Origin of the sequence: Pseudomonas sp. MPDS, assembly GCF_013283895.1 — a bacterium.
Taxonomy (GTDB): domain Bacteria; phylum Pseudomonadota; class Gammaproteobacteria; order Pseudomonadales; family Pseudomonadaceae; genus Aquipseudomonas; species Aquipseudomonas rhizophila.
The window spans coordinates 2,642,282-2,663,625 of record NZ_CP054128.1 but is presented as its reverse complement, the minus strand read 5'-3'; the positions used below and the strand labels follow the sequence as shown (position 1 = coordinate 2,663,625).

Here is a 21,344-nt window from a genome sequence, read left to right as displayed (position 1 = left end):
GGGGATGACCATGCGTTACAGATCTCAATCCGTCGCTTACTGGTACTTCGCCGTCGCCATGGCGCTATTCGGTCTGCAACTGGTATTCGGCTTGCTCTCGGCGGCCAAATACCTCGGACCAGATCCCCTGCTGGACGTGTTGCCCTTTGATGTCACCAAGGCGATACACACCAATCTGTTGATCGTCTGGGTGCTGACCGGGTTCATGGGGGCAACCTACTGGATGGTGCCGGACGAGTCCCGTGGCGAGTTGCACAGCACCAAACTGGCGTATATCCAGCTCGGGTTGTGGACGGCCATGGGCGTCACCGCCGTACTGGGCTATCTGTTCGGTTATGGCACCGGGAACAAATTGCTCGAGCAACCGCTACCGCACAAGATCGTGATCGTGATCTGCATGCTGATGTTTCTCTACAACATCGGCATGACCATCAAGAAAGCCGGGCGCTTCACTGCCACCGAAGGCGTTCTTTTGTTGGGGCTGGCCAGTGCAGCCGTGCTTTATCTGCCGGCGCTGCTGCACTATGAAAACTACGTGGTGTCGATCTACTACCGCTGGTGGACGATTCACCTGTGGGTCGAAGGTGTCTGGGAAATGATCCAGGGCGGCTTCCTGGCCTATCTGCTGATCAGACTGTCCGGTGCTGATCGCGAGGTCATGGAAAAGTGGCTGTACGTGATTGTCGGCCTGGTGTTCATTGCCGGCATCCTCGGCACCGCCCACCATTATTATTGGATCGGTGTCCCCCATTACTGGCTTCCATTGGGCGGTTTCTTCAGTGCACTTGAGCCCATGGCGCTGGTCGGTATGGCGATCTACGCCTACAACGCAATGCGCCGCTCCGGCCTCTCTCATCCCAACAAACTGGCCTTGCACTGGACCATGGGCAGCGCCCTGTTCACCATGTTTGGCGCTGGCCTCCTCGGTCTGGCTCATACCTTCCCCGACGTCAACAAATGGACCCATGGCACCCTGATTACCGCAATGCACGGCCATGCGGCCTTCTATGGGGCCTATGCCATGATAGTCCTGGCGATGATCACCTACGCACTTCCAGGCATGACCCGTCGTCCCGTGGAAGAAAGCAGTATCGGTTATTGGGCATTTTGGCTGCAGTTGGGAGGGATGTTCGGCATGACCCTGTCATTTGCCACTGCGGGAATTGCTCAGGTGTACCTGGAACGCATTCTCGGCATGGGCTATCTGGATGTGCAGTTGAAGATTCAGGTGCATTTCCTGATGCTGGTGGCGACGGCGTCGATGTTCAGCCTGGGTGTCGGGCTGTTTATCTTCGATTTTTTCCGGCATGCGCCGCAATTCAATGTCGATGAAGCAGATCCGGTTCTGGTGCCTCGTGCGTCGGGCGCAGCGTTGTAATGGATTGTTCGCGAATGCAGCAGAACCTGTCGGCCGCAGAATCCGCGCCGCAGCAAGGTGAACCCTATTACCAGCCCAGCGGCGACGAGGTGGCGATCTTCGATCAATGCCATGCACAGCAGCTGGCTGTCATGCTCAAAGGGCCCACCGGGTGTGGCAAGACCCGTTTTGTCGAACACATGGCCTGGCGTCTCAAGCGCCCGCTGATCACTATTTCCTGCCATGACGACTTGAGTGCCAGCGACCTGGTCGGGCGCTTCCTGATCGGCCACCAAGGTACCCACTGGACGGAAGGCCCGCTGACCCGGGCGGTGCGCGAAGGCGCTATCTGTTACCTGGATGAGGTGGTCGAAGCGCGGCAAGACACCATTGTCGTCCTGCACCCGCTGACCGACCACCGACGCATTCTACCCCTGGACAAAATCGGCGAAATCGTTGAAGCCTCGCCACACTTTCAATTGGTGGTGTCCTACAACCCCGGCTACCAACGAATACTCAAGGATTTGAAGCCGAGCACTCGACAGCGCTTTGTGGCGCTGGATTTCGATTTCCCGCCGGCCGAGCGCGAAATCGCCATTGTCATCCATGAAGGTGGAACCGACTACGCCATCGCCCACGCGCTGGTCACCCTCGCCCAGCGACTACGCGCCCTGCAGGACCGGGGCCTGGCGGAAGTCCCCAGTACCCGTCTGTTGATTGCCACTGCGCGACTGATTACCAGCGGCATTGCTGCGCCCATCGCCTGTCGGGTCGCGTTGATCTCGCCGCTGTCCGACGACGCGGTACTGGTCGCTGCCATGCGCGACCTTGTCGACCTGACATTTATCTAAATGGCCGAAGCCGAGGACCTCATTACCGATGTTGCACGCCACGCGACGGTGTATGCACAGGCGTTGTGGCGTCGTCACCGCCCCCCCTCGGAAACTGAAAAAATCGTCACCCTTGGGGATGTCGCACAACACCTCGACTTGCTGATCAAGGCAGTGTTCAACACCCACTATTCGCTGCGCGTCGCGCAACCGCCCTCGCCCCCTACGTTGTTGAAGAAACTTTTTGTGCGTCACGAAAAGCCGTGTCAGCAAAGCGCTGTCCCAGCGACCGATGGCGTGACTATATGGCTACCGCAGGATTTGGGAAGCAGCGAGAATCCGCCCACCCTGAAGCGTTATAGAGCCCTGGCCTTGCAACAAGCGATGCGCGCCCAACGAGGCAGTGCAAACGCCCTGTCAGCCCTCGACAACCCGATGCAGCGCAGCGTCTATCTACTTCTCGAAGCTTGGGCGGCTGATGCGGATTTGATACGCCTGCTGCCGGGATTGGCGCCCTCGATCCATGACTTGCGCCAGCATGCCCTGGCGACCCGCCCGCCGCTTCACACCTTTCCCAGCCAGCGACACCCCCTGGAAAACTTCCTGCGTTTACTGCTGAACAATGAATGCGGCGCGCCTCTGGAAGAGTTGGCGACCCCCACCCACACCGCCGATTCGCTGCAACTGTCAGAAGCACTCGCGCAACGTCTCCTCCTCTGCGAAGAATCTCACGGGCTCGGCGCAGACAGGCTTCTCCTTGATGCCTGGACCGGCGACCTGCGCGAACCGTCGGCCGGTCAGGAAGTGTCGCCCCCGCCCGGTGAAGTCGCCACCGACGATGCCCTGCCACGCAGTGCCCGCCTCACACGTCAGCCCACGGCGCGCGAGGCCTGTGCCGATGAGGACGACGATCAGGAACAAGGCCTATGGATGGTGCAACCCGCCGAACCGCTGGAAAAAGCCGAAGACCCCATGGGCATGCAGCGCCCGACCGACCGAGATACCGATACCCCTGCGGCTGATTTCGCTGAGTCATTGTCCGAACTCAACGAAGCCCGGCTGGTGGTGACGGCAGGTCGCCCGAAAGAAGTGCTGCTGTCCCTCGACCCGCCACGGACCCGTTTTCAGCACCGCGCAAAGGATCTCGCAACCCACACAATCAGCTATCCCGAGTGGGATTATCACCACCAGGTGTACCGTGATCCGGGGGCGACCCTGCAACTGTGTCCTGTTCGGGAAGGCCCGCAGCAATGGGTCGAGCGAACCCTTGATGCTCATCGTCCGGTGCTGGATGCCATCCGTCGGCAATTCGAAAGTCTGCGGGCCCAACGCGTCAGGCTACGCAAACAATGGGACGGCGACGAAATCGATCTGGAAGCCTATATCGACGCTTGCGCCGAGGCCCGCGCTGGCCTGAGCATGCCGCAAGCGGTGTATCTGACCCAGCGTCGTGGCCGTCGCAACATGGCGATCATGTTGCTGATCGACGTCAGCGGCTCCACCGACAGTTGGCTGTCCTGCCATCGTCGGGTCATTGATGTCGAGCGCGAAGCGTTGCTGCTGGTCTGCCTGGCGCTAGAGAGCCTGGGCGAGCCCTATAGTGTGCTGGCGTTTTCCGGCGAAGGGCCGCAGCGGGTCACGATCCGAACTCTGAAAACCTTCGATGAGCGTTACAGCCTTGAAGTCGGTCAGCGCATAGCGGCTCTCGAACCGGAACGCTACACCCGGGCCGGCGCAGCTATACGCCACGCCAGCACGTTGCTGATGCGCGAAGCTGCCACGCACCGTCTCTTATTGCTGCTCTCCGACGGCAAACCTAATGATATCGATCAGTATGAGGGTCGTTATGGTGTAGAAGACATGCGTCAGGCCGTAACCGAAGCCAAGCTCCAAGGTATCTATCCCTTCTGTTTGACTATCGATCGCCAGGCGGCGAATTACCTGCCAGCGGTATTCGGCTCGCGGCAATATGCCTTACTGCACAGACCCGAGTTGCTGCCTAGTGTGCTGCTGGACTGGATCAAACGACTGGTATCAGCGTGAACGAGAGACGCCCGCCAAGGTTTTTTCATGGCAGGCGGTTTTCGGCTCATGACTGAGTTTCCCGTCAGTGGGGAGATGACATCATGACTGCGCCTTTCCTGATTCCATTGGTGACGCACACAATAACTTCTAAACCTAATCTTTGAATGCAGAGCAAGCTTTGTCGCACAGGCCAGGCCGCTCAGTGCTCATATTTCCGACAACTTTCGAAATCTCACTGCACGGTCGACGCTGTTGACCATTTGGGATGCGGCATGAATCGTCAAAGGGTGCTGGGTAAAACCCGGTCTAGGCCTAATGTAGTCAGCCATTTCCCGGGCGACCGTAAGCTGTTGATCCGTCCCTTGGGCGAGCAACGCGATAACCAGATTTTCCAGAGCAATCACACGAACACGAAGGTGAACCAACTCGGTATTTGATAATTCGGGAAGCTCATGAGTGCCTTGGGTGGGAAAAGCTTTTGATGTGTCTTCAGCGTCCCATCTCGAAAGCGTCATCTGAAGTTGTTGTGCAACAACCGACGATGGGGTCTTGTCTTTAGGCATAAAAGGATTCTCCAAAGAGAAGGCGAATTGTGGAAGCTCAAGCCATCACCAGCCTTTCGATCCACTTCAGCAACACGCCGGGCAACAACTCGGGTCTGGGCAATAAAGCGTATTGACGCGCCAAATACCGCAGGCGGATAGTTTGCTGCCTGCCTGTCGATAGTCAAACAGAAAGAATAGACGCTTTGCAAATCAGCTTCGGTGACTGCCTGGCGCATGTCTTCTACACCATAACGACCCTTATACTGATCGATATCATTAGGTTTGCCATCGGAAATCAACAATAGCAGACTATGACTGCTCACTTCGCGCATCGTAAGGTGCTGGCGTGGCTTATGGCGAACCCTGCCCCGGTGTAGCATTCCGGTTCGAGTGCGGCAATGCGCAGTCCGACTTCGTTGCCAGCCGCGAATACTTGAGGCGCTCAGCGAGTACTCTGCCGTCTTCGACCACGATCGTCGGCCCGCCATCCAGCACACGGAAAAACCAGCGTGAGCGCTGTTTGACCAATGAGAAACCAATGTCGATGGCGTCAACGTGACAATGACCAAGACGGCGTTGGCCAAAGAAAAATCATCGCCCAGCAACGCCTGCTGAGCGGCCTCGCGGATCACCATCAATAACACTAGGTCGAAGGTAGTGAGTTCCGCCGTGGAGCGCCTGCCGACGATCTGAACAGAATCATCAACATCAGGTAAATGGTGTGGGACGGTCAAGAGCCCACGCCATATCGTGTTCTATCGTGTGGCAAACGACGACGTGATCGAAATCGTCCGACTCCTGCATGACGCCCTAGAAGTGCAACTGCACCTGACCAGCGACCTGGCTCAAAGGTTTAACTGGCCATGAACAGCGAAAGTCAGTCCCCTCTACATCTGAACCTGAGCGCCTAGCTGTCAGTCGACGGGGCAGTCAATTTTTTGCTCCCGCGGGAAACATCATGGCCCTGGCCTATACCGGCAGCATTCTGGGAGCGGAGTTTGCAATCGCTCGTTTGATTCTCTGCCTGATCTTCGGCGTCGGTATTGGCTTGCTGATGGCAACCCTATTCTGGAAAGACGACCTCACCCACGACGCGCAGGCGGATGCCCTGTTCGCAGAGAAGGCCAGTGTCTCCGGGCCTGCACTGGGCGTATTACTATCTTTAGTGGCCCTGCTGATTGCGGGCACCTTGAGATTGTGGCCCCTGACCGCAGATCTGATCAGTTTCAACGTCCCGCTTTTCTGGGCCCAGGCGTGGCAGGACACCTTGTTTGACTGGGTTCCATACGACGCCAGCAAAGGAGAGGAAGGCGTCAGCTTTCAAGGGGCTGTACTCATCGCCCTACTCCTGATGATTGCCGCCACGGCCAAGCGTGGCCTGGATAACATCACCGAAGGTGCCAATAGCTGGACATGGGTTGTGTTGAGTCTGACCGCTAGTACCTTGCTGATCGCTTCGATGCGACTGACGCCAGAACCCAGGACATTATCCTTTACCTTCACGGGGCGTGTATTCGGTGTCGCATTGACCATACTGTCTGTTTGGTACTTTGCCCAAAAAATGCCAGCCGAAGACTGGCAAGGCTGGCTGTGGGAAGCCTGGCGCTTCGTCAAGCAGATATTTGTTGTACTGGTGGTGGGTGTATTCATCGTCGGCATGGTTCGCCAGGTTATTCAACCCGAGTGGATTGAAAGCCTTGCAGGCAGCAACACAGTACCCGCCAATGCAATAGCAGTAGGGTTCGGCGTGTTCATGTACTTCCCAACCTTGGTAGAAGTGCCCGTCGCCCGCATGTTCCTTGATCTAGGTATGCATCCTGGCCCGCTCTTGGCCTATCTGATGGCGGATCCTGAACTTAGCTTGCAGAGCATGCTCATGGTGGCGGCTGTGATTGGTCGGAAGAAGACAGCAGCCTACGTTGGCTTAGTCGCTTCGTTCAGCATCGTGGCAGGCCTGCTCTATGGTGCCTGGGTCGATGGCACCGGCTGGCTTACCCTTGGTGCAGGAATGGCGACCTCACTGGCCATAATCGGTGCAATTTACCAGTTGATCCGTTATCAACGTAAACAAACAGCAAGCTGACTTACACACCAAGGAGCTTTCAATGCTGAATATCAAAATTCTCGGTTCAGGGTGCGCCAACTGCAAGAAGCTTGAGGCTGTAGCCCGTCAAGCCACGCTGAATCTAAATATTCAAGCCGAATTCGAAAAGATCACCGACATGGGCAAGATGGTAACGTATGACATCCTCGCCACGCCGGCTCTGGTGATCAATGAGAAGGTTGTAAGCAGCGGGAAGATTCCGACTGTTGCGGATATCCAAGGCTGGATTTCGACTGCGCAATGATACTGTCAAAGCCAAAACAGCCGAACGACCTCAACACTTCCACTGTGCAGATGACGGCTTTGGGTTAGGGGCCCGTGGGGGCTGCTCATCGGCCAACTTTTTGTGCCCCTCAGGCCCGGAGGTGTGATGTGGGTCAACTTATTCAAGGTCAGGACCAAGAAGTTGCACTCATAGCGTAAGCGTTCTGGGAACACACCTTCCTAACTCTAGCATTAAGGGCGATGCTGTCCGCGTATTGAATGACTAACAGAGCAGCAACGACTTTATTCTGTATAGCGCTTGTGCCAATTCACGGGTGTTCATGCGCAATGAAATCTTCGGACTGTCATTGTCGTCCAGAAGGCGCGCATCGCCCGCCGTGCGACGCCATGGCTTACTGGTTTGCCAATCGGCGCCGATCCCTTTCAAGCACTCCCTCATAATAGCCTTATCGTACAAGAGGCAACTCATGGCGGGCGTTGAGTGCAGGAACCTTTGAAAACACTTCTGCGATAAAATCCATGAATACGACGGCCCGCGTCGGAAGCAGTCTGTTTGCAACATAGACGATTTGAACCGGGACCGGAGGGGCAGTGTGTCCCGTCAGCAGCAATTGCAAATTGCCGTTCTTGAGCCCTTCCTCGAAAAGCCATTCCGGCCCATGTCCGATCCCTAGTCCCGCATCTACAGATCCGCGTACGGCCTCAGGGGAGTTAACCCGGAGCCTGCCGGATACCGGAACTTCGGTATCCCGGAAGCGCCATGTGGCACCTGACGACAGCAGGGTGTAGATCACGCAATCGTGGCCGCGTAGATCATTGGGCGTGACGGGGACGCCGCGTTTAGCGAGATAGCCCTTGCTGGCTACGAACACGCGCTCGAACAGACCGATGCGCCGCGCGCGCAGTGCGCTGTCTTCCAAATGGCCGATCCGAATCGCCAGTTCAGCTCCCTCATCGACCAGACTTACATATCGATCATTGATCTGGAGATCCAGCATCAACCCTGGATAGCGCTCCAGGAAGGCGGGAACATGCGGCAACACGAATGCATGGGCCAGCGCGGTCGGGCAGGCGACGCGCAACACGCCAGACGGATCGACGTTCTCCCTGAAGGACGATTCTGATTCCTCCACGGCGTCAAGGATGCGCCGGACTTCCGCATAGTAGCGTTCCCCCTCTGGAGTGAGGGCAAGCTTGCGCGTTGACCGGTGCAGCAGTCGAGTTTGTAGATGCTCCTCCAGTGCCGCCACGTAGCGGCTGACATTCGGCTGCCCCAAGCCCAAGTCGCGACCGGCAGCAGAGAAGCTACCCGTCTCCACCGCACGCGCGAAGCACGTCATCACAAGAAACCGGTCCAAAGTTCAGTCACTCACTCATGTATTTGAAGCATGAATCATATACAAAAATGCCATCTTAAGGATTTTCAAGCATGAGTACATAGTTCTCCTCGCAGCAGGTCAGCCAGCGCTGGTTGATCATTAGATTATCTACAGGAGAACTTTTATGTCCCGCTTGCAAGGCAAACGCACTCTCATCACCGGCGGCACCAGTGGCATTGGCCTCGAAACAGCCAAGCAGTTCCTCGCCGAAGGCGCACGCGTTATCGTCACCGGCGTCAATCCAGATTCCATAGCGAAGGCCAAGGCGGAACTTGGCGACGAGGTTCTTGTGCTGCGTGCCGATTCAGCCAACGTGGCCGCTCAGAAGGAGTTGGCGCAAGCCGTCCAGGCTCACTATGATCAGCTTGATATCGCCTTTCTCAACGCTGGCGTATCCGTTTGGGCGCCGATCGAAGCGTGGACGGAAGAAATGTTCGATCGCTCGTTCGACATCAACGTCAAGGGACCCTATTTCCTGATCCAGGCGCTGTTGCCTGTCTTCGCGAACCCCACATCGGTGGTGCTCAATACGTCGATCAACGCGCACGTCGGCGCGGCGAATTCGTCGGTATATGCCGCGACCAAGGCTGCATTTCTGAACATGTCGAAGACGCTTTCAAGCGAACTGCTCGGACGCGGGATTCGCGTCAACACCGTCAGTCCTGGCCCGGTTGAAACGCCGCTGTACGACAAGCTCGGCATCCCCGATGCCTACCGCGACCAGGTCAACAAGGACATTGCCGCAACCATTCCATTCGGCCGCTTCGGTACGCCGGAGGAAGTGGCCAAAGCAGTGCTGTACCTCGCTTCCGACGAGTCCCGATGGACGGTCGGCTCCGAAATTATCGTTGACGGCGGCCGCACGCTGAACGGCTGATTGCAGACGGCACCTGAAGGAGCACTCTCATGCCGACTTCTTCTGCCAGTCTTTGAGCTATCACCCTCGGCAGGATTTTTCGAAGACACACGGGTAAATCAACCGCCATGCGCTCGCCCCGCCATGCGTGGGGTGGGCTTCATGTTTACAGGGAGCATTCCAATGCCACAAACGCAATTGACACTCGTCAGCCACCCTCTATGCCCTTTCGTTCAGCGTGTCGCCATTGTTTTGAACGAAAAAGGGATTTCTTTCGAGCGAATCCATGTTGATCTTCGCGACAAGCCAGACTGGTTCCTCGCTATGTCCCCAACGGCCAAGGTTCCGCTGCTCTAGGTTTTACACGGTAACGGGCGTGAGTTCGTTCTATTCGAAAGCGTTGCAATCTGTGAATATGTTGAGGATGTTCAGCCTGGGCCAGCATTGCATCCTGCGGATGCGCTGCTGCGTGCGCAACACCGTGTGAGATTCTTGCTGGCTGGTCTCGTGGCAATGTAGGCGTTGATCACGGAGGACGTACCACTCTGATGTTCGTATGGGGTTGGTTGTCGGGCGCGACTGGAGGTGGGGAGTCTAGCTACGTTGAGCTTGCCGCGTAGCGGTTAAGCTTTTTATTACGCTCGCGTCCATCTGTGCGGTAGCAAGTCGGAAATCTCACTGGCCTGCTGCGTCGGCAGGCGCGTGAGAACATCCTTTAGATAGGCGTACGGGTCATGCCTGTTGAGCCGCGCCGACTGGATCAAGCTAATGATCGCCGCAACCCGTTTTCCGCTGCGTAGCGATCAGGCGAAGAGCCAGTTCTTGCGGCCAAGAGCCCATGGTCGGATCTGATTCTCCGCCCAATTATTATCAATGGGTACGGCCCGTCATTGAGGTAGCGCGACAGCGCTGCCCAGCGTTTGAGGCTGTAATCGAGAGCTTTGCTGATGGCCTAACCTTCGGGCACAAGTTCACGCTGGGCAATTATCCAGGCATGCAACCTATTCATCACCGGTGCGGCTTTTTCTTGCCGTATCCGGCATCGTAAATCGGGCTCCAGGTCACGCACTTCGCTCTCGATTTCGTACAACAACTGGATGTAGCGCAGCGCCTGCTCAGCGATCTGGCTCTTGTTTGTTGCGTGCAACTCGAAGAACTTGCGCCGGGCGTGGGCAATGCAGCCGATCTCGGTCACGCCGAGTTCGATGCTGGCCTTATAAACGGCAAAATCGTCGCAAACCAACTTTCCTTTCCAGCCTTGCAGGAAGTAACGAGCATGTTCACCGGCACGACTGGGGCTGAGGTCATAAACGACAGCGGCTGTTTCGCAGAACTGGCTGATGGCGTACGCCCAAACATAAGAGCGGTGGTTGTCTTCGAGCCCGGAGAGAGCATTTGCACGGGTGTTTCATCTGCGTGCACGACCTGTTGCCCGATCACTACGTCACGCAAGGCATCGACCAAGGGCTGTAACTGCTCGCCCGTCATGCCAACCCATTGGGCCAGCGTCGAACGTGGAATCGCCAAGCCAGCTCGACCGAAAATTGATTCCTGACGGTAAAGCGGAAGATGATCAGCGAACTTCGCAATCATGACGTGCTCAAGTAATCCGGCAGTCGGGATGCCCTTGTCGATGAGGTGCGCAGGTACCGGCACCTGGATTAGCGTTCGCATTCATCGCAAACCCACCTGCCACGAACATGGCGCTCAACGGTGAACACGTCCAGGCGTGTAGTCCAGCTTATCGCTGACATCTTCACCGATGCGCTTCAGTGCGCAGCCGCATGGGCAGTGAGTGTTGTCCGGTTCGTGATGGATCAACGAGCGCGGGAATTCTGCCGGCAATGCCGTGCGCTTGGGCTTTTGCTTTTTCTCGGTCGCCGCTGGTGCTATTTGCAACGCCTGAAGCTCGGCCTCAATCGCCGCAATATCAGTATCGGTCAGGTCATCGAGCAGGCTGGCCTGCTCAGGACTCATCTGCTCACTGCGCTTGGCAAACTTCAAACGCTTGAGCTGTGCGATCTCGTAGGTCAGATCAAAAATACGCGGACACCATCGCCCTTAATGCTGGAGTTCGGTAGGTGTATTCGCCATCCGCTTACCTCTGTAGCGCAATATTTTGAGCGGGAAACGAGACTCGTATCTGGTGTCCGACTCATTGAAGTATAAGGGTTTCGTCTATACCTGAAGCAGGACAGGACTTGATTCTGGATTTGTTTTCAGCAGCTATCAAAAGCTAAAACAAGCATAGTCCTTATGCGATTTGAGTGCGGCCAGCCTCCACCGTCCGCCGCACGGAAGCTGACCTTGGCATCCTCCCCTTCATGCCAGACATACTTGCCATCGCGCCGTGTAAGGGCAGCGGGCAGAATCTTGTTCAGGTGTTCGAAATCCTTGGCCACCGTCGGCCCGCCACCGTCCTGCTCGTCGACCAACGCTCGTCCACCCGGCCAAATGCCCCGGCAATGTCCAGCGTCGCCACCATCGTCGCGCCGACCATCCACTCATAACCGAGGACGATGGCCGACGCGTCAGGCTGGTGAATGTAACGGGCGATTTGCGGCGCATTTCTAAAACGCCAGAAGAAATGCTCAGGAGCAGACCTTGCGCTGTTGCGCGAAACGCAGCCCGGCGAAGGCGTGATCCATGTAGAACAGCGCCACGCCACTGACCGGATGATCATTCAGACCCAGGTTGTCTACGGTCGGGTCAATGAGCACGCCCTGTGCCCCGTCGGCCTCTTTTGCAGTCAACTGTGCCTTGGTCAAATCGCGACTTCCAATCAGCGAGCCGCATGCAATGCCCGCGCAGAATGGTGACCTATGGCGCCAAAACCGTCATGAACAGTATGAAGTGAGATGACGAAATCCTTCTTGTCTTCTGCAACCGGAAGAGACTGCTGCGTTGTTCGAAGCGGTGGAGGTACGGCCCGGCATCTTTGTCGTCGAATTCCTGAAACCCGAACACCAGGAGTCGGCCACCCTAGTGTGGAAATACGAGACTGGCGACGTGTTGGCGGCAGTCTCTGCCTTTTACCATCGAGGGAATGAAAAACGCACCCGTACCGATTTCATGACCGCCGTGGTCGATGGCAAGCAAGGTGGGGCACCCATTATCCAGGCATCCAGCCTGGTAGGTAAGCGCGTACTGTACCGCTACAGCGCGGACGATTGGTATGAACACGTCTATCTCGGCGCGCAAACCATGGCCTGGCACTGCGTGAACGGTGCGGAAAAAGGCATGGCGGATGTCGAGCGTGGCGCTTATTTCGACGTTGCCGATGACCTTTACGTGCTGTTCTGGACCGAAACGGTCATGCCGGTGGAATCAGTCATTGTCGTGGACCTTGCGCAAATGCGTTCCGTCGGACGCTTCTTTTGCTGGGACCCAAAGCCTGAAAAGCTGATCCACCTCACCTTTGGTTCGAAGGCGACGGTACTGAACGAGACGGCGTACCCTGCTTCATTTTGAATGTACGACTTCCAGGCACAAATGCCCACTTGAACCTGTACGAGGGAGCCCCCCTCGCACAGGTGGCTATCCGTGCTCAACCGACACGTCATTCAGCCGCGCCAACAGACCATGCAGTGGATGAAGCACCGTAACACCTTCTTGGCGCTTCGCCTGGTTGCGGCAGGAATACTGGTGGTGGCCATCGCTCAGTCTGAATCGCCTCGGGTTATGTAAACACTTCTTTGCCTTAAACTGGACTGCCACCGGCATCGTGGACATCTCCAGCCTATGCTTGAGCATAGGAGGAAGTTTATGAGCACCCAACGATTCACGCTGGAATTCAAGGCAGAAGCCGTCAGGCAAGTCTTTGAACGCGGATGCTCCGTTGCGGAAACAGCCGAGCACCTCGGCGTTTCGACCCACAGCCTCTACAAATGGGTCAAAGCCGTAACGCCCGACAAAACCGAGAAACAGGCCAGCAAGCTGCTCGAAGCCAAAAGCAAAATTTTGCGACTGCGAGCCCAAATGCGACGCTTGGAAGAAGAACGCGACATATTAAAAAAAGCAGCGCGGTACTTCGCCAGGGAACCCGAGTGAAATACCGCTTTATGAACGAGCATCGACTCCAATACGCAATCACTACGCTGTGTCGGGTTTTGCAAGTTGCTCGTGCCGGGTTCTATCGATGGCTACACAAGCCTGTTTCTGATCGAGAAAATGAGAATGGTCGGCTGTTAGGGCTGATCCACGACTCCTATGCAGCCAGTCGAGGTGTGCATGGCGCACGGAGGGAGTTTGCTGACTTGCGCGAGGCTGGAGAAAGTTGCGGCAAGCACCGTGTTGCGGCATTGATGCGCACCAATAAAATCAAGACGCTCAGAGGCTATAAAGCCCCGCGCGCAATCAAAGGGAGGCCATCGATCATTGCCGCCAATCGACTCAACCGGGCCTTCACTGTCGATGCCCCTAGTAAGGTGTGGGTGACTGATATCACTTACATCCGAACGTGGCAGGGATGGTTATATCTGGCCGTCGTACTGGATCTCTACGCTCGCAAGGTGGTTGGCTGGTCAATGAAGCCAACGCTGGGCAAGGAGCTGGCGCTGGACGCACTGCTCATTGCGGTATTGCGCCGTAAACCCAGAGCCAGAGTCATCGTGCATTCGGATCAGGGGAGCCAATATGGCAGCGATGACTGGAAACGTTTTTGTTTGGCCAACCACCTAGAGCCGAGTATGAGCCGCCGAGGAAACTGCTGGGACAATGCCGTGGCGGAGTCTTTTTTTAGCAGCCTGAAAAAAGAACGCATACGCAAGAGGATCTAAGATACCCATGACATGGCCCGTGCCGACGTATTCGATTTTATTGAAGCATTTTATAACCGAACGCGTCGTCACAGTCACCTGGGCGGCGTCAGTCCTGAGTCCTTCGAAAATGCCTCACTTTGAGGCTGGAAAATGTCTACGGGGGGGCAGTCCAATGCCATCTAGCAAGCACCTACTTCAGTTTTCAGGCAATTGAAGTTCGCCTCGAGATACTCTCTAAGGGGCCTCTGACATCCTTCGGCAACCCAAGCATCGATCGCAAGGCGCATAGACCCGACACCAACCATTGCTGCCAGATGTAGCCCAACCCGTCTCGCAGCATCCGGCCAAAGCTCGCATAATGCTCCGTAGGCGGCGTGCTCCATTCGCAGAAATTTGGTCTGATTACCCGATTGAAGCTGTTCAGTGGACTGGACGATCCTACCGATCAATACCGCGACATCCGGATGCATATTCGCTGCCAGCTCAATTAAAGCCGCTTGGGTCGTGGCGATTGGGGATGCATCTACACCCCGCTTCAATATTTCGGCATATAGCTCGTCAGGCAGCGCCTTTTGCCAAGCCAAGATTATTTCTTCTTTAGAGCGGAAATAATGAAAGAAGGTACGACGTGCAATGCCCGACGCTTCTGCAATCGCATCGAGTGTCGTGGCCTCGTAGCCATGCTCTGCGAACAGTGTCAGACCTACGTCGGTGATACGACGGTACATCTCGCGGCGTTTCTTTTCTCGAACGCCATCTCTGTGTTTCAACTCGGGTTCCATGGCAACGCTCTCCGCATATCTAGGCCTTGCAAAAATGCACCGAGTGCAATATATTTATTTGCACTCGGTGCAGAATCTATCATCAAAGCCTGCCTAGACCCAAGCTGGAAGTCACTTATGAGAGCCAAAAACATTCATGGCTTCGAAGAAGCATCTCGCAGAAAGTGCCTTCCTACATCTCACGCAGGCAAGGGTGGAGTACACGTGCGCGAGCAGGCAACCTCCCTAAACTCTCTCCTCGCGCTCGCCGAGTGGCATCAACAGTTGTTCGGTCATCAGCCGTGCAAGATCATCGTTCTTTTCAATTAGAAACTACCAACCATATTCAGGAGAATCTCATGAAATCTTCTTACCTCGGAGGCACGTTCACTCCGGCTGGCACTTCGTTATGTCTGAAGCGTATGGGCTATGGAACTATGCAATTGCCCGGCCCTCATGTATGGGGGCCACCGCGTGATAGGGAAGCGGCTCTTGAAGTGTTGCGCGATGCAATAGCAATAGGCGCCAATCACATCGACACGGCCGAATTCTACGGTCCCGGTACATCTAACCAACTAATCCGCGAAGCGCTGTCGCCATATCCTGATGACCTGACGATCATAACCAAGGTCGGTTTCGTACGCGGTCAAGATGCGTCTTGGACGCCCGATCATACGCCGGATGGACTCAAGCGCGCCGTGCATGAAAACCTTGCCAGCCTCGGCCTCGAAACGCTCGATGTCGTCAACCTAAGGCTCGGCGGTCCTAATAGCCCGGATGATCGATCAGTCTTACAGCCGCTCCAAGCTCTCATCGAGTTGCAGCATCAGGGTGTGATCCGTCATATTGGCCTGAGCAATGTTACTCCGACACAGTTTGCAGAAGCCAAATCGGTAGCGAAGATTGTTTGCGTCCAAAATCAGTACAATTTGGTCAAGCGAGATGACGACGATTTCATCGACTCTCTAGCAGCGGAAGGAGTGGCTTATGTTCCATTTTTCCCACTAGGTGGTTTTTCTCCCCTGCAATCGTCGCTTCTTTCACAAGTGGCTGAAGAGGTCGGAGCAACTCCGAAGCAGGTTGCACTAGCATGGCTTCTGCAGCGCTCTCCAAATATTCTGGTGATCGCGGGAACTTCTTCTCCAGTTCATCTTAGAGAGAATTTTGCCGCCTCAGATCTCGTGCTGTCAGACACACAGGTGGCGAAACTCAATAGCGTTTCAGGACAGGTCGATTAGTGAAGCTTAGGCGGCTTAGTCTGATGTTAGATCATATGCTCTAGCTGCCATGAAGGCGGGGCTTGAGCAAAATCCCAACCCACTGAAAGCCAAAAAGCCCGCAATTACACGGGATTTTTGGCTTCGCACGCAAGTAAATACCGGCCACCAACTATTATTACTCTTAAATTTTACTAAATAGGAATAACATAAGTCAGTTGAAACAATATTATTTACAGCTGCGTAACGACACTACTTTCAAATTAAAAATACAAGACATTCCCTACATATTCACCCCCGAATTTTGATTAACTGCCGAGACCATGCCTAACTGTCGCAATAGAATGGCCAGCTCTGCTGAACAACCATTGTTACGGACTTCGTCAAGCAATTCCGTAGCATAGACGGGTCGGTGCGGAAATACTTTTCCATAACCGTATCATGCGATTTGTCTTTCACCTTTTTGCCGCCCTGCCTTCTCTAGCCTCATAAAGCATGCAGCAATAAATAACAATTTCAGAGTCACACTTTGGATTGCACAGACTGAAGAACATGCCCATGTGGCCCATTAGGTGGACAGAAACTTGCTTAATATTCGCAAACTCTCTATCCAGTCGTCCGAAGGTGCGCAGCAAACAACCGCAGCGTCACAAGCTTTGGCGCATCTGGCGGTTGAATTGAGCGCTGTCGTTGGCATTTGAGGGTCTGAGATCACTGTTCCTCAGTAATGGTCTTCATTGCGCTATGGCGGCTTCAGCGCCAAGTCATCTGCGCTTCCCTTCATCGAAGGCAGCGAACGGCGGGGTTCACAGCCCCTCGCTGCCTCAATCTCAGATTACTCGACGCCCCCACTCGTCACCACGGTGAATTTCCGGCTGAACTCCAAGACTTCGCAGACACCGGTGTGTCCTGCCGGAATAGAGACAGCATCGCCGGCTGTCATCTCGAATCGCTCGCCGGTGTCCATAGTGATTGCGATACAACCTTCAAGCAGTACGAAGGCTTCATCGTTTTCAAAGCGCCAGTCGAACTTCGAAGGTTGAGAAGTAAAAAACGCGACGGCTTTGTACGGGGTTTTCACGCCTACGGTGCGAAGCAACTTCATCCGTGTATCGGGATTACCTTCGATTACATCATCGCCCAGCGGGTAGGCAAGCCAGCCTTCGGGTGCGTCGAGCGAGGCCAGGGCTACGGAATCGATTGGATTGGGAAGCGTTGGACGAGCAGTCATTGTTTTTGTGCCTCGTATCGGAATGAGTAGATAGAGACTATGGCACGTGGCATAGTCGAAACCGAGACTACACCAAACTATGACGGATGGCATAATTTTTTAAAATGAACACTTCTACTCGAGATCGAATGATTGTCGGCGCAGCGGATCTTCTACGACGCAAGGGGCTGACAGCAACCAGCATGCGTGAGGTGGTGCGCTACTCAAACACGCCGCGCGGATCCATTGCCCATCATTTTCCTGGCGGTAAGCGCCAACTGCTTGAAGCCGCGGTTGAGCATGCCGGACGCGAAGTCACGGAGCCGCTGAAATTACTGTTGCATAAATACGGCCCAGTGAATGGCATGAAACGCTTCGTTGATTTGTGGCGAAAAATTTTGGAAGAATCCGACTATCAGGCTGGTTGTGCGGTATTGGCCGTTTCAGTGGAGCAGTACACATCCGATCAACGTGGCGAAGCTGAGCCCGAACTCGAAGCGCAAATCCAGACTCAACTGCTAAATCAAGCCAACGCCATCTTTGTGCAATGGCGAGAAATCATCGATTCATCGCTACGGGAGGCTGGAGTGACCAAGGCTCGGTCACACAGTCTGGCGCTACTGGCAATCGCCGCTATCGAGGGGTCTGTCGCTCTTTGCAGGGCAGCCCGCAGTGTAGAACCGCTCGACTTGATATGGGGGGAAGTGAAACGGAGTTTTGAAAGGGAACTGACCTAGGCGCAGTCCAACTGCCTCAGGCCGCGCTCGATCACCGCGTCTATGTAGCTTGGATCTGCGTAGATACGGGCCAATAAGATTGCGCCCTCGAAATCGGCTACCAACTGCCGCCCCAAACGCAGTGACTCTTCCCTGCTGTGCTGGCCGCCATAGAGCTCGGCAAACGCCAGAGTCCAGTCATCCAGAAAGCGCTGAATGGGCGCCATGAGCTCTACCTTGCCATAGGTGGCATCGACCGCAACGACGCCCATCAGACAGCCGATCGAATCGTCCTGAAAGAGCTTGCCAGCCTTGCGCCCCATGCGTGTAAGTCGCTCCTGCGGCGCCAGACTTTCATCAAAAGCGATAGAAAACAACGACTGTTTCAGCCGTTCATGCGTCCAGTCCAATACGTCCCGCAGGAGCGATTCCTTGTTGGGGTAGTGATGATAGAACGAGGCCTTGGTCAGTCCACAGGCGGACGATAACGCATCCATGGTAGTGCCATGGTAGCCAAGACGCTTGAAGGTGTTGGCGCAGCGCTGTAGGAGCTCATCGCGCGGGATTTTCAGTGGCCGCATGGGCTTATCCAGTTCTCAATCATGCAAATTGATTCTATGCCATAAGCGTTGGCGTCTCAATTTGACGGTTACCGAATGTTTGTTTAGTTTTTACAAACCGAACGTTCGGTAAGTATCTACGGTTCGCCTGAAAATACAGGTCCTCATCTCACAACGCCAGGATAATTTCCCATGAGCGAAGCAAACAGCGGTCCGGGTCGAGTCACCCGGGAGCAGCGTGGTCATCTGTTCCTTATCGGTCTGGATCGGGCCGGCAAACGTAATGCTTTCGACAGCGCCATGCTGAACGACCTAGCCTTGGCGCTGGGTGAGTACGAGCGCAATGCGGACATGCGCTGCGCAGTCGTGTTTGCCCACGGCGAGCATTTCACCGCTGGCTTGGATCTGATGGAACTGACGCCAAAGCTGGCTTCGGGGGGATTCAAGTATCCCGATGGAGGCATCGATCCTTGGGGCGTCTCGAAGCCGCGTCGCACCAAACCGATTGTCCTCGTCGTACAAGGTACCTGCTACACAGCAGGCATCGAGCTGATGCTCAACGCCGACATCGCAATAGCCGCGAGCAACACCCGCTTCGCTCATCTGGAAGTCTTGCGTGGTATTCCACCCTCCGGCGGTTCCACTGTGCGCTTCACACAAGCGGCCGGATGGACCAACGCAATGCGCTACATGCTGACCGGCGAAGAGTTCGATGCCGATGATGCATTAGGTATGCGTCTGCTGACCGAGGTTGTTGAGCCCGGGCAGGAGTTGCCTCGTGCCATCGAATACGCCGAACGCATCGCCAAGGCCGCCCCCCTGGCGATCAAGGCTACGTTGCAGTCCGCCTTCCAGGCTCGAGATGAAGGCGACGATGCCGCCCTCTCCAATCTCAATGAGCTGTTGTTCACGCTGATCAAGAGTGAAGACGTGCGTGAAGGTGTGATGGCGATGATGCAGAAACGCGAGCCGCAATTCAAAGGCCGTTAACTCACCAGCAGGGGCAACGACATGCTTCAGTACCAAGCACCATTGGAGGAGTGCGATTTCCTCGCTCGCAAGGTTCTTCGACTTCCAGAGCTGTTGCCTCTGCTACCAGAGCACTGCCATATCGACATCGACCTGTTCAAGGCAACTCTGGAGGTCGGTGCCGAACTCACCCAGGAACAACTGCTGCCTTTGAACGGCAGCGGCGACGTCGAGGGCTGCCGGCTCGAAAATGGTGAAGTCAAAACCCCGCGGGGTTTTCAATCGGCTTACCGCCTGTTCCAAGAGAACGGTTGGCCCGCCCTGACAGTGCCAATGGCGATCGGGGGGCAAGGCTTCCCAGGAGCAGCCGGTGTTTTCTTTGATGAAATGCTCGCTTCCTCCAACGTGTCTTTCAGCATCTTCTCCAATGTCCGCGAAGGTGTTCTACGTTGCATCGACCGATTCGGCGATGAACAGGTTCGATCCCTGTTTTCCGACAAACTAGCCAGCGGTGAATGGCTTGGCACCATGTGCCTTACCGAGCCTCAAGCCGGCAGTGATCTTGGTTTGATTCGCACGACAGCAATTGCCCAGCCGGATGATTCCTACTTGCTCAGTGGAGCCAAGATATTCATTTCGAACGGCGATCACGATCTGAGCGTAAACATTGTTCATTTGGTTCTCGCCAGGACGGAAAGCGCACCAGCAGGTACCGGCGGCCTCAGCCTGTTCGTCGTGCCAAAGTACCAATTGGATGGACGTAACTCAGGGAACGGCGTGTCAGTCGTTTCGCTTGAACATAAACATGGTATTCGCGCCAACGCTACTTGCGCCTTGTCGTTCGAGAATGCCAAGGGCTATCGCGTTGGAGAACTGAACCGAGGCCTGGCTTGCATGTTCGTGCTAATGAACAGTGCACGGCTGGCTGTCGGTGTCCAAACCGTAGGCCTGGCTGAGATCGCTTACCAGAATGCGCTGAGCTACACCCAGGAGCGCCTTCAAGGCCGTGCGCTGAACGGTGCTACACACCCGGATCAAGCAGCCGATCCTTTGCTCAGCCATATTGGCGTCAAGTCGATCCTTGTCCAGCAGAGGTTGTTCATCGAACCCGCTCGCCTACTTTGCGCCTGGGTCGGTACGCTGCTCGATGAGGCGCGCTGCCACCCAGATGACTTGCGGCGCACTAAGGCTTTCCACCTTGCAGAACTGCTGACACCCATCGTCAAGGGCTATCTCTCGCATCATGCAGGTACACATATCGCTTCGGCGCTCCAGCTCTTCGGCGGGAACGGATACATAGTCGAAACCGGCATGGAGCAATTGCTAAGGGATGCGGCTATCTGTCCGATCTACGAAGGCACGAACTATATCCAGTCGCTGGACTTGCTGGGGCGCAAGACCTTGGGTGACCAGGGGCAGCGCTTGGGAATCTTCCTGAGCCACATTCCAACACTTGCCAAGCGTCTGCGCGAACGCCCAGATCTGGAGGATGTTGCAACGACTTTGAGTGCCTGGCAGGTCGAGTTCGAACCATTGATTCAACAACTGTCCGTCGACACCGTTTTCAACCGGGATGTCGTGGGGTTGGTTGCGCCAGACTTTCTTGAACTACTGGGGACTGTTGTTTTTGGCTATTTGTGGGCATGGATTGCGGACGCCGCCGCGCCGTCAACGTCTAATGAGGATTTCCTCAGAAGCAAACCTGCCCTCGCCCGCCTGTATTTTTCCGAAGCCGAATTACGAGTGCCTTCGCTTATCGAAAAGCTAAAGCGCAATGCCTCGCGTCTTGAGCAGCTCAAACAAATCCAACTCGGCTAGGGCGGAGCGCAG

General features: G+C 55.5%; 20 protein-coding genes and 5 pseudogenes. 16 read left to right on the top strand and 9 right to left on the bottom strand.

The features are described 5' to 3' along the window. The first annotated feature begins 10 nt into the window (after positions 1 to 10). Genes HQ912_RS11810 through HQ912_RS11800 form a run of 3 tightly spaced genes read left to right on the top strand, consistent with a single transcriptional unit; the run spans position 11 to position 4,230 of the window. Positions 11 to 1,378: a cbb3-type cytochrome c oxidase subunit I gene (locus HQ912_RS11810; protein ID WP_013692871.1), complete on the top strand. Its 1,368-nt coding sequence runs from the start codon at positions 11 to 13 to the stop codon at positions 1,376 to 1,378. A 14-nt stretch (positions 1,379 to 1,392) separates the two neighbouring features. Further along, positions 1,393 to 2,208, top strand: coding sequence for a CbbQ/NirQ/NorQ/GpvN family protein (locus HQ912_RS11805; protein ID WP_107322691.1), 816 nt, complete (start codon positions 1,393 to 1,395; stop codon positions 2,206 to 2,208). Beyond that, the gene (locus HQ912_RS11800; RefSeq protein ID WP_047227877.1) at positions 2,209 to 4,230 is read left to right on the top strand and encodes a nitric oxide reductase activation protein NorD; all 2,022 of its coding nucleotides are present in this window, start codon (positions 2,209 to 2,211) and stop codon (positions 4,228 to 4,230) included. 188 nt (positions 4,231 to 4,418) lie between these two features. On the opposite strand, the gene HQ912_RS11795 is transcribed toward HQ912_RS11800, so the two are convergent. The 3 genes and pseudogenes from HQ912_RS11795 to HQ912_RS11785 all read right to left on the bottom strand — a co-directional run. Continuing rightward, positions 4,419 to 4,775: a hypothetical protein gene (locus HQ912_RS11795; protein ID WP_047227876.1), complete on the bottom strand. Its 357-nt coding sequence runs from the start codon at positions 4,773 to 4,775 to the stop codon at positions 4,419 to 4,421. A 37-nt stretch (positions 4,776 to 4,812) separates the two neighbouring features. Next, positions 4,813 to 5,175 (bottom strand): annotated as a pseudogene (locus HQ912_RS11790) (hypothetical protein); the annotation flags it as partial. 2 nt (positions 5,176 to 5,177) lie between these two features. Beyond that, positions 5,178 to 5,466 (bottom strand): annotated as a pseudogene (locus HQ912_RS11785) (DUF421 domain-containing protein); the annotation flags it as partial. Positions 5,467 to 5,706: 240 nt separating this feature from the next. On the opposite strand from HQ912_RS11785, the pseudogene HQ912_RS11780 reads away from it, so the two are divergent. Both HQ912_RS11780 and HQ912_RS11775 read left to right on the top strand, forming a co-directional pair. After that, a pseudogene (locus tag HQ912_RS11780) lies at positions 5,707 to 6,840 on the top strand (permease); the annotation flags it as partial. 22 nt (positions 6,841 to 6,862) lie between these two features. Next, the gene (locus HQ912_RS11775) at positions 6,863 to 7,105 is read left to right on the top strand and encodes a thioredoxin family protein (RefSeq protein WP_173406802.1); all 243 of its coding nucleotides are present in this window, start codon (positions 6,863 to 6,865) and stop codon (positions 7,103 to 7,105) included. A gap of 427 nt (positions 7,106 to 7,532) precedes the next feature. Here the strand turns inward: HQ912_RS11775 and HQ912_RS11770 are convergent, their stop codons facing one another. Continuing rightward, the gene (locus HQ912_RS11770) at positions 7,533 to 8,444 is read right to left on the bottom strand and encodes a LysR family transcriptional regulator (RefSeq protein WP_222129875.1); all 912 of its coding nucleotides are present in this window, start codon (positions 8,442 to 8,444) and stop codon (positions 7,533 to 7,535) included. Between the two features lie 145 nt (positions 8,445 to 8,589). On the opposite strand from HQ912_RS11770, the gene HQ912_RS11765 reads away from it, so the two are divergent. Both HQ912_RS11765 and HQ912_RS27790 read left to right on the top strand, forming a co-directional pair. Then, a complete protein-coding gene (locus tag HQ912_RS11765; protein WP_173406801.1) occupies positions 8,590 to 9,342 on the top strand; it encodes an SDR family oxidoreductase in 753 nt (250 codons plus the stop codon). Positions 9,343 to 9,465: 123 nt separating this feature from the next. Next, positions 9,466 to 9,678, top strand: coding sequence for a glutathione S-transferase N-terminal domain-containing protein (locus HQ912_RS27790; RefSeq protein WP_313959890.1), 213 nt, complete (start codon positions 9,466 to 9,468; stop codon positions 9,676 to 9,678). Positions 9,679 to 9,956: 278 nt separating this feature from the next. Here HQ912_RS27790 and tnpC read toward each other — a convergent pair. Further along, positions 9,957 to 11,355, bottom strand: a pseudogene (gene tnpC / locus HQ912_RS11755) (IS66 family transposase); the annotation flags it as partial. Positions 11,356 to 11,645: 290 nt separating this feature from the next. On the opposite strand from tnpC, the gene HQ912_RS27785 reads away from it, so the two are divergent. Continuing rightward, on the top strand, positions 11,646 to 11,831 hold the full coding sequence (locus HQ912_RS27785) for a hypothetical protein (protein WP_260990076.1): 186 nt from the start codon (positions 11,646 to 11,648) through the stop codon (positions 11,829 to 11,831). 81 nt (positions 11,832 to 11,912) lie between these two features. Here HQ912_RS27785 and HQ912_RS27780 read toward each other — a convergent pair whose 3' ends face one another. Further along, the gene (locus HQ912_RS27780) at positions 11,913 to 12,089 is read right to left on the bottom strand and encodes a hypothetical protein (RefSeq protein WP_240539557.1); all 177 of its coding nucleotides are present in this window, start codon (positions 12,087 to 12,089) and stop codon (positions 11,913 to 11,915) included. Positions 12,090 to 12,225: 136 nt separating this feature from the next. On the opposite strand from HQ912_RS27780, the gene HQ912_RS11745 reads away from it, so the two are divergent. The 4 genes and pseudogenes from HQ912_RS11745 (at position 12,226) to HQ912_RS27770 (ending at position 14,222) form a co-directional block, all read left to right on the top strand. After that, on the top strand, positions 12,226 to 12,792 hold the full coding sequence (locus HQ912_RS11745) for a MoaF C-terminal domain-containing protein (protein WP_173406800.1): 567 nt from the start codon (positions 12,226 to 12,228) through the stop codon (positions 12,790 to 12,792). 270 nt (positions 12,793 to 13,062) lie between these two features. Further along, positions 13,063 to 13,242, top strand: a pseudogene (locus tag HQ912_RS27775) (transposase); the annotation flags it as partial. Next, positions 13,209 to 14,099: an IS3 family transposase gene (locus tag HQ912_RS11735; protein ID WP_240539556.1), complete on the top strand. Its 891-nt coding sequence runs from the start codon at positions 13,209 to 13,211 to the stop codon at positions 14,097 to 14,099. The pseudogene HQ912_RS27775 and the gene HQ912_RS11735, both read left to right, overlap by 34 nt. A gap of 12 nt (positions 14,100 to 14,111) precedes the next feature. Beyond that, positions 14,112 to 14,222 (top strand): IS3 family transposase, encoded by a 111-nt coding sequence (locus HQ912_RS27770; protein WP_240539555.1) that lies wholly within the window; start codon positions 14,112 to 14,114, stop codon positions 14,220 to 14,222. Positions 14,223 to 14,260: 38 nt separating this feature from the next. Here HQ912_RS27770 and HQ912_RS11730 read toward each other — a convergent pair whose 3' ends face one another. Continuing rightward, positions 14,261 to 14,863 carry a TetR/AcrR family transcriptional regulator gene (locus HQ912_RS11730; RefSeq protein WP_173406799.1) on the bottom strand — a complete coding sequence of 201 codons (603 nt, stop codon included), beginning with the start codon at positions 14,861 to 14,863 and terminating at the stop codon, positions 14,261 to 14,263. A gap of 338 nt (positions 14,864 to 15,201) precedes the next feature. Between HQ912_RS11730 and HQ912_RS11725 the strand changes: the two genes are divergently transcribed. Then, positions 15,202 to 16,080, top strand: a complete 879-nt coding sequence (locus tag HQ912_RS11725) for an aldo/keto reductase family oxidoreductase (protein WP_107322683.1) — start codon at positions 15,202 to 15,204, stop codon at positions 16,078 to 16,080. An 814-nt stretch (positions 16,081 to 16,894) separates the two neighbouring features. Here the strand turns inward: HQ912_RS11725 and HQ912_RS11720 are convergent. Beyond that, positions 16,895 to 17,290 carry a cupin domain-containing protein gene (locus HQ912_RS11720; RefSeq protein WP_107322682.1) on the bottom strand — a complete coding sequence of 132 codons (396 nt, stop codon included), beginning with the start codon at positions 17,288 to 17,290 and terminating at the stop codon, positions 16,895 to 16,897. Positions 17,291 to 17,394: 104 nt separating this feature from the next. Between HQ912_RS11720 and HQ912_RS11715 the strand changes: the two genes are divergently transcribed. After that, positions 17,395 to 18,006 carry a TetR/AcrR family transcriptional regulator gene (locus HQ912_RS11715; protein ID WP_240539554.1) on the top strand — a complete coding sequence of 204 codons (612 nt, stop codon included), beginning with the start codon at positions 17,395 to 17,397 and terminating at the stop codon, positions 18,004 to 18,006. Here HQ912_RS11715 and HQ912_RS11710 read toward each other — a convergent pair. Beyond that, positions 18,003 to 18,566: a TetR/AcrR family transcriptional regulator gene (locus HQ912_RS11710; protein WP_107322680.1), complete on the bottom strand. Its 564-nt coding sequence runs from the start codon at positions 18,564 to 18,566 to the stop codon at positions 18,003 to 18,005. The genes HQ912_RS11715 and HQ912_RS11710 overlap by 4 nt on opposite strands. Positions 18,567 to 18,737: 171 nt before the next feature. Here HQ912_RS11710 and HQ912_RS11705 point away from each other — a divergent pair, with 171 nt between their 5' ends. Then, positions 18,738 to 19,535 (top strand): crotonase/enoyl-CoA hydratase family protein, encoded by a 798-nt coding sequence (locus HQ912_RS11705; protein ID WP_107322679.1) that lies wholly within the window; start codon positions 18,738 to 18,740, stop codon positions 19,533 to 19,535. Between the two features lie 21 nt (positions 19,536 to 19,556). Beyond that, entirely contained in the window at positions 19,557 to 21,332 is a 1,776-nt protein-coding gene (locus HQ912_RS11700) for an acyl-CoA dehydrogenase family protein (protein ID WP_107322678.1), read from the top strand. The last annotated feature ends 12 nt before the right edge of the window (positions 21,333 to 21,344 follow it).

Excerpts from the sequence above, each read along its gene's own strand:
- HQ912_RS11705 (WP_107322679.1), top strand. The coding sequence starts at position 18,738 with ATGAGCGAAGCAAACAGCGGTCCGGGTCGAGTCACCCGGGAGCAGCGT.
- HQ912_RS11765 (WP_173406801.1), top strand. The coding sequence starts at position 8,590 with ATGTCCCGCTTGCAAGGCAAACGCACTCTCATCACCGGCGGCACCAGT.
- HQ912_RS11720 (WP_107322682.1), bottom strand. The coding sequence starts at position 17,290 with ATGACTGCTCGTCCAACGCTTCCCAATCCAATCGATTCCGTAGCCCTG.
- HQ912_RS11775 (WP_173406802.1), top strand. The coding sequence starts at position 6,863 with ATGCTGAATATCAAAATTCTCGGTTCAGGGTGCGCCAACTGCAAGAAG.
- HQ912_RS11715 (WP_240539554.1), top strand. The coding sequence starts at position 17,395 with ATGAACACTTCTACTCGAGATCGAATGATTGTCGGCGCAGCGGATCTT.
- HQ912_RS11730 (WP_173406799.1), bottom strand. The coding sequence starts at position 14,863 with ATGGAACCCGAGTTGAAACACAGAGATGGCGTTCGAGAAAAGAAACGC.
- HQ912_RS11700 (WP_107322678.1), top strand. The coding sequence starts at position 19,557 with ATGCTTCAGTACCAAGCACCATTGGAGGAGTGCGATTTCCTCGCTCGC.
- HQ912_RS11800 (WP_047227877.1), top strand. The coding sequence starts at position 2,209 with ATGGCCGAAGCCGAGGACCTCATTACCGATGTTGCACGCCACGCGACG.
- HQ912_RS11810 (WP_013692871.1), top strand. The coding sequence starts at position 11 with ATGCGTTACAGATCTCAATCCGTCGCTTACTGGTACTTCGCCGTCGCC.
- HQ912_RS27770 (WP_240539555.1), top strand. The coding sequence starts at position 14,112 with ATGGCCCGTGCCGACGTATTCGATTTTATTGAAGCATTTTATAACCGA.
- HQ912_RS11795 (WP_047227876.1), bottom strand. The coding sequence starts at position 4,775 with ATGCCTAAAGACAAGACCCCATCGTCGGTTGTTGCACAACAACTTCAG.
- HQ912_RS11735 (WP_240539556.1), top strand. The coding sequence starts at position 13,209 with ATGGGTCAAAGCCGTAACGCCCGACAAAACCGAGAAACAGGCCAGCAA.
- HQ912_RS11725 (WP_107322683.1), top strand. The coding sequence starts at position 15,202 with ATGAAATCTTCTTACCTCGGAGGCACGTTCACTCCGGCTGGCACTTCG.
- HQ912_RS27785 (WP_260990076.1), top strand. The coding sequence starts at position 11,646 with ATGCCAGACATACTTGCCATCGCGCCGTGTAAGGGCAGCGGGCAGAAT.
- HQ912_RS11805 (WP_107322691.1), top strand. The coding sequence starts at position 1,393 with ATGCAGCAGAACCTGTCGGCCGCAGAATCCGCGCCGCAGCAAGGTGAA.
- HQ912_RS11710 (WP_107322680.1), bottom strand. The coding sequence starts at position 18,566 with ATGCGGCCACTGAAAATCCCGCGCGATGAGCTCCTACAGCGCTGCGCC.
- HQ912_RS27790 (WP_313959890.1), top strand. The coding sequence starts at position 9,466 with ATGCGTGGGGTGGGCTTCATGTTTACAGGGAGCATTCCAATGCCACAA.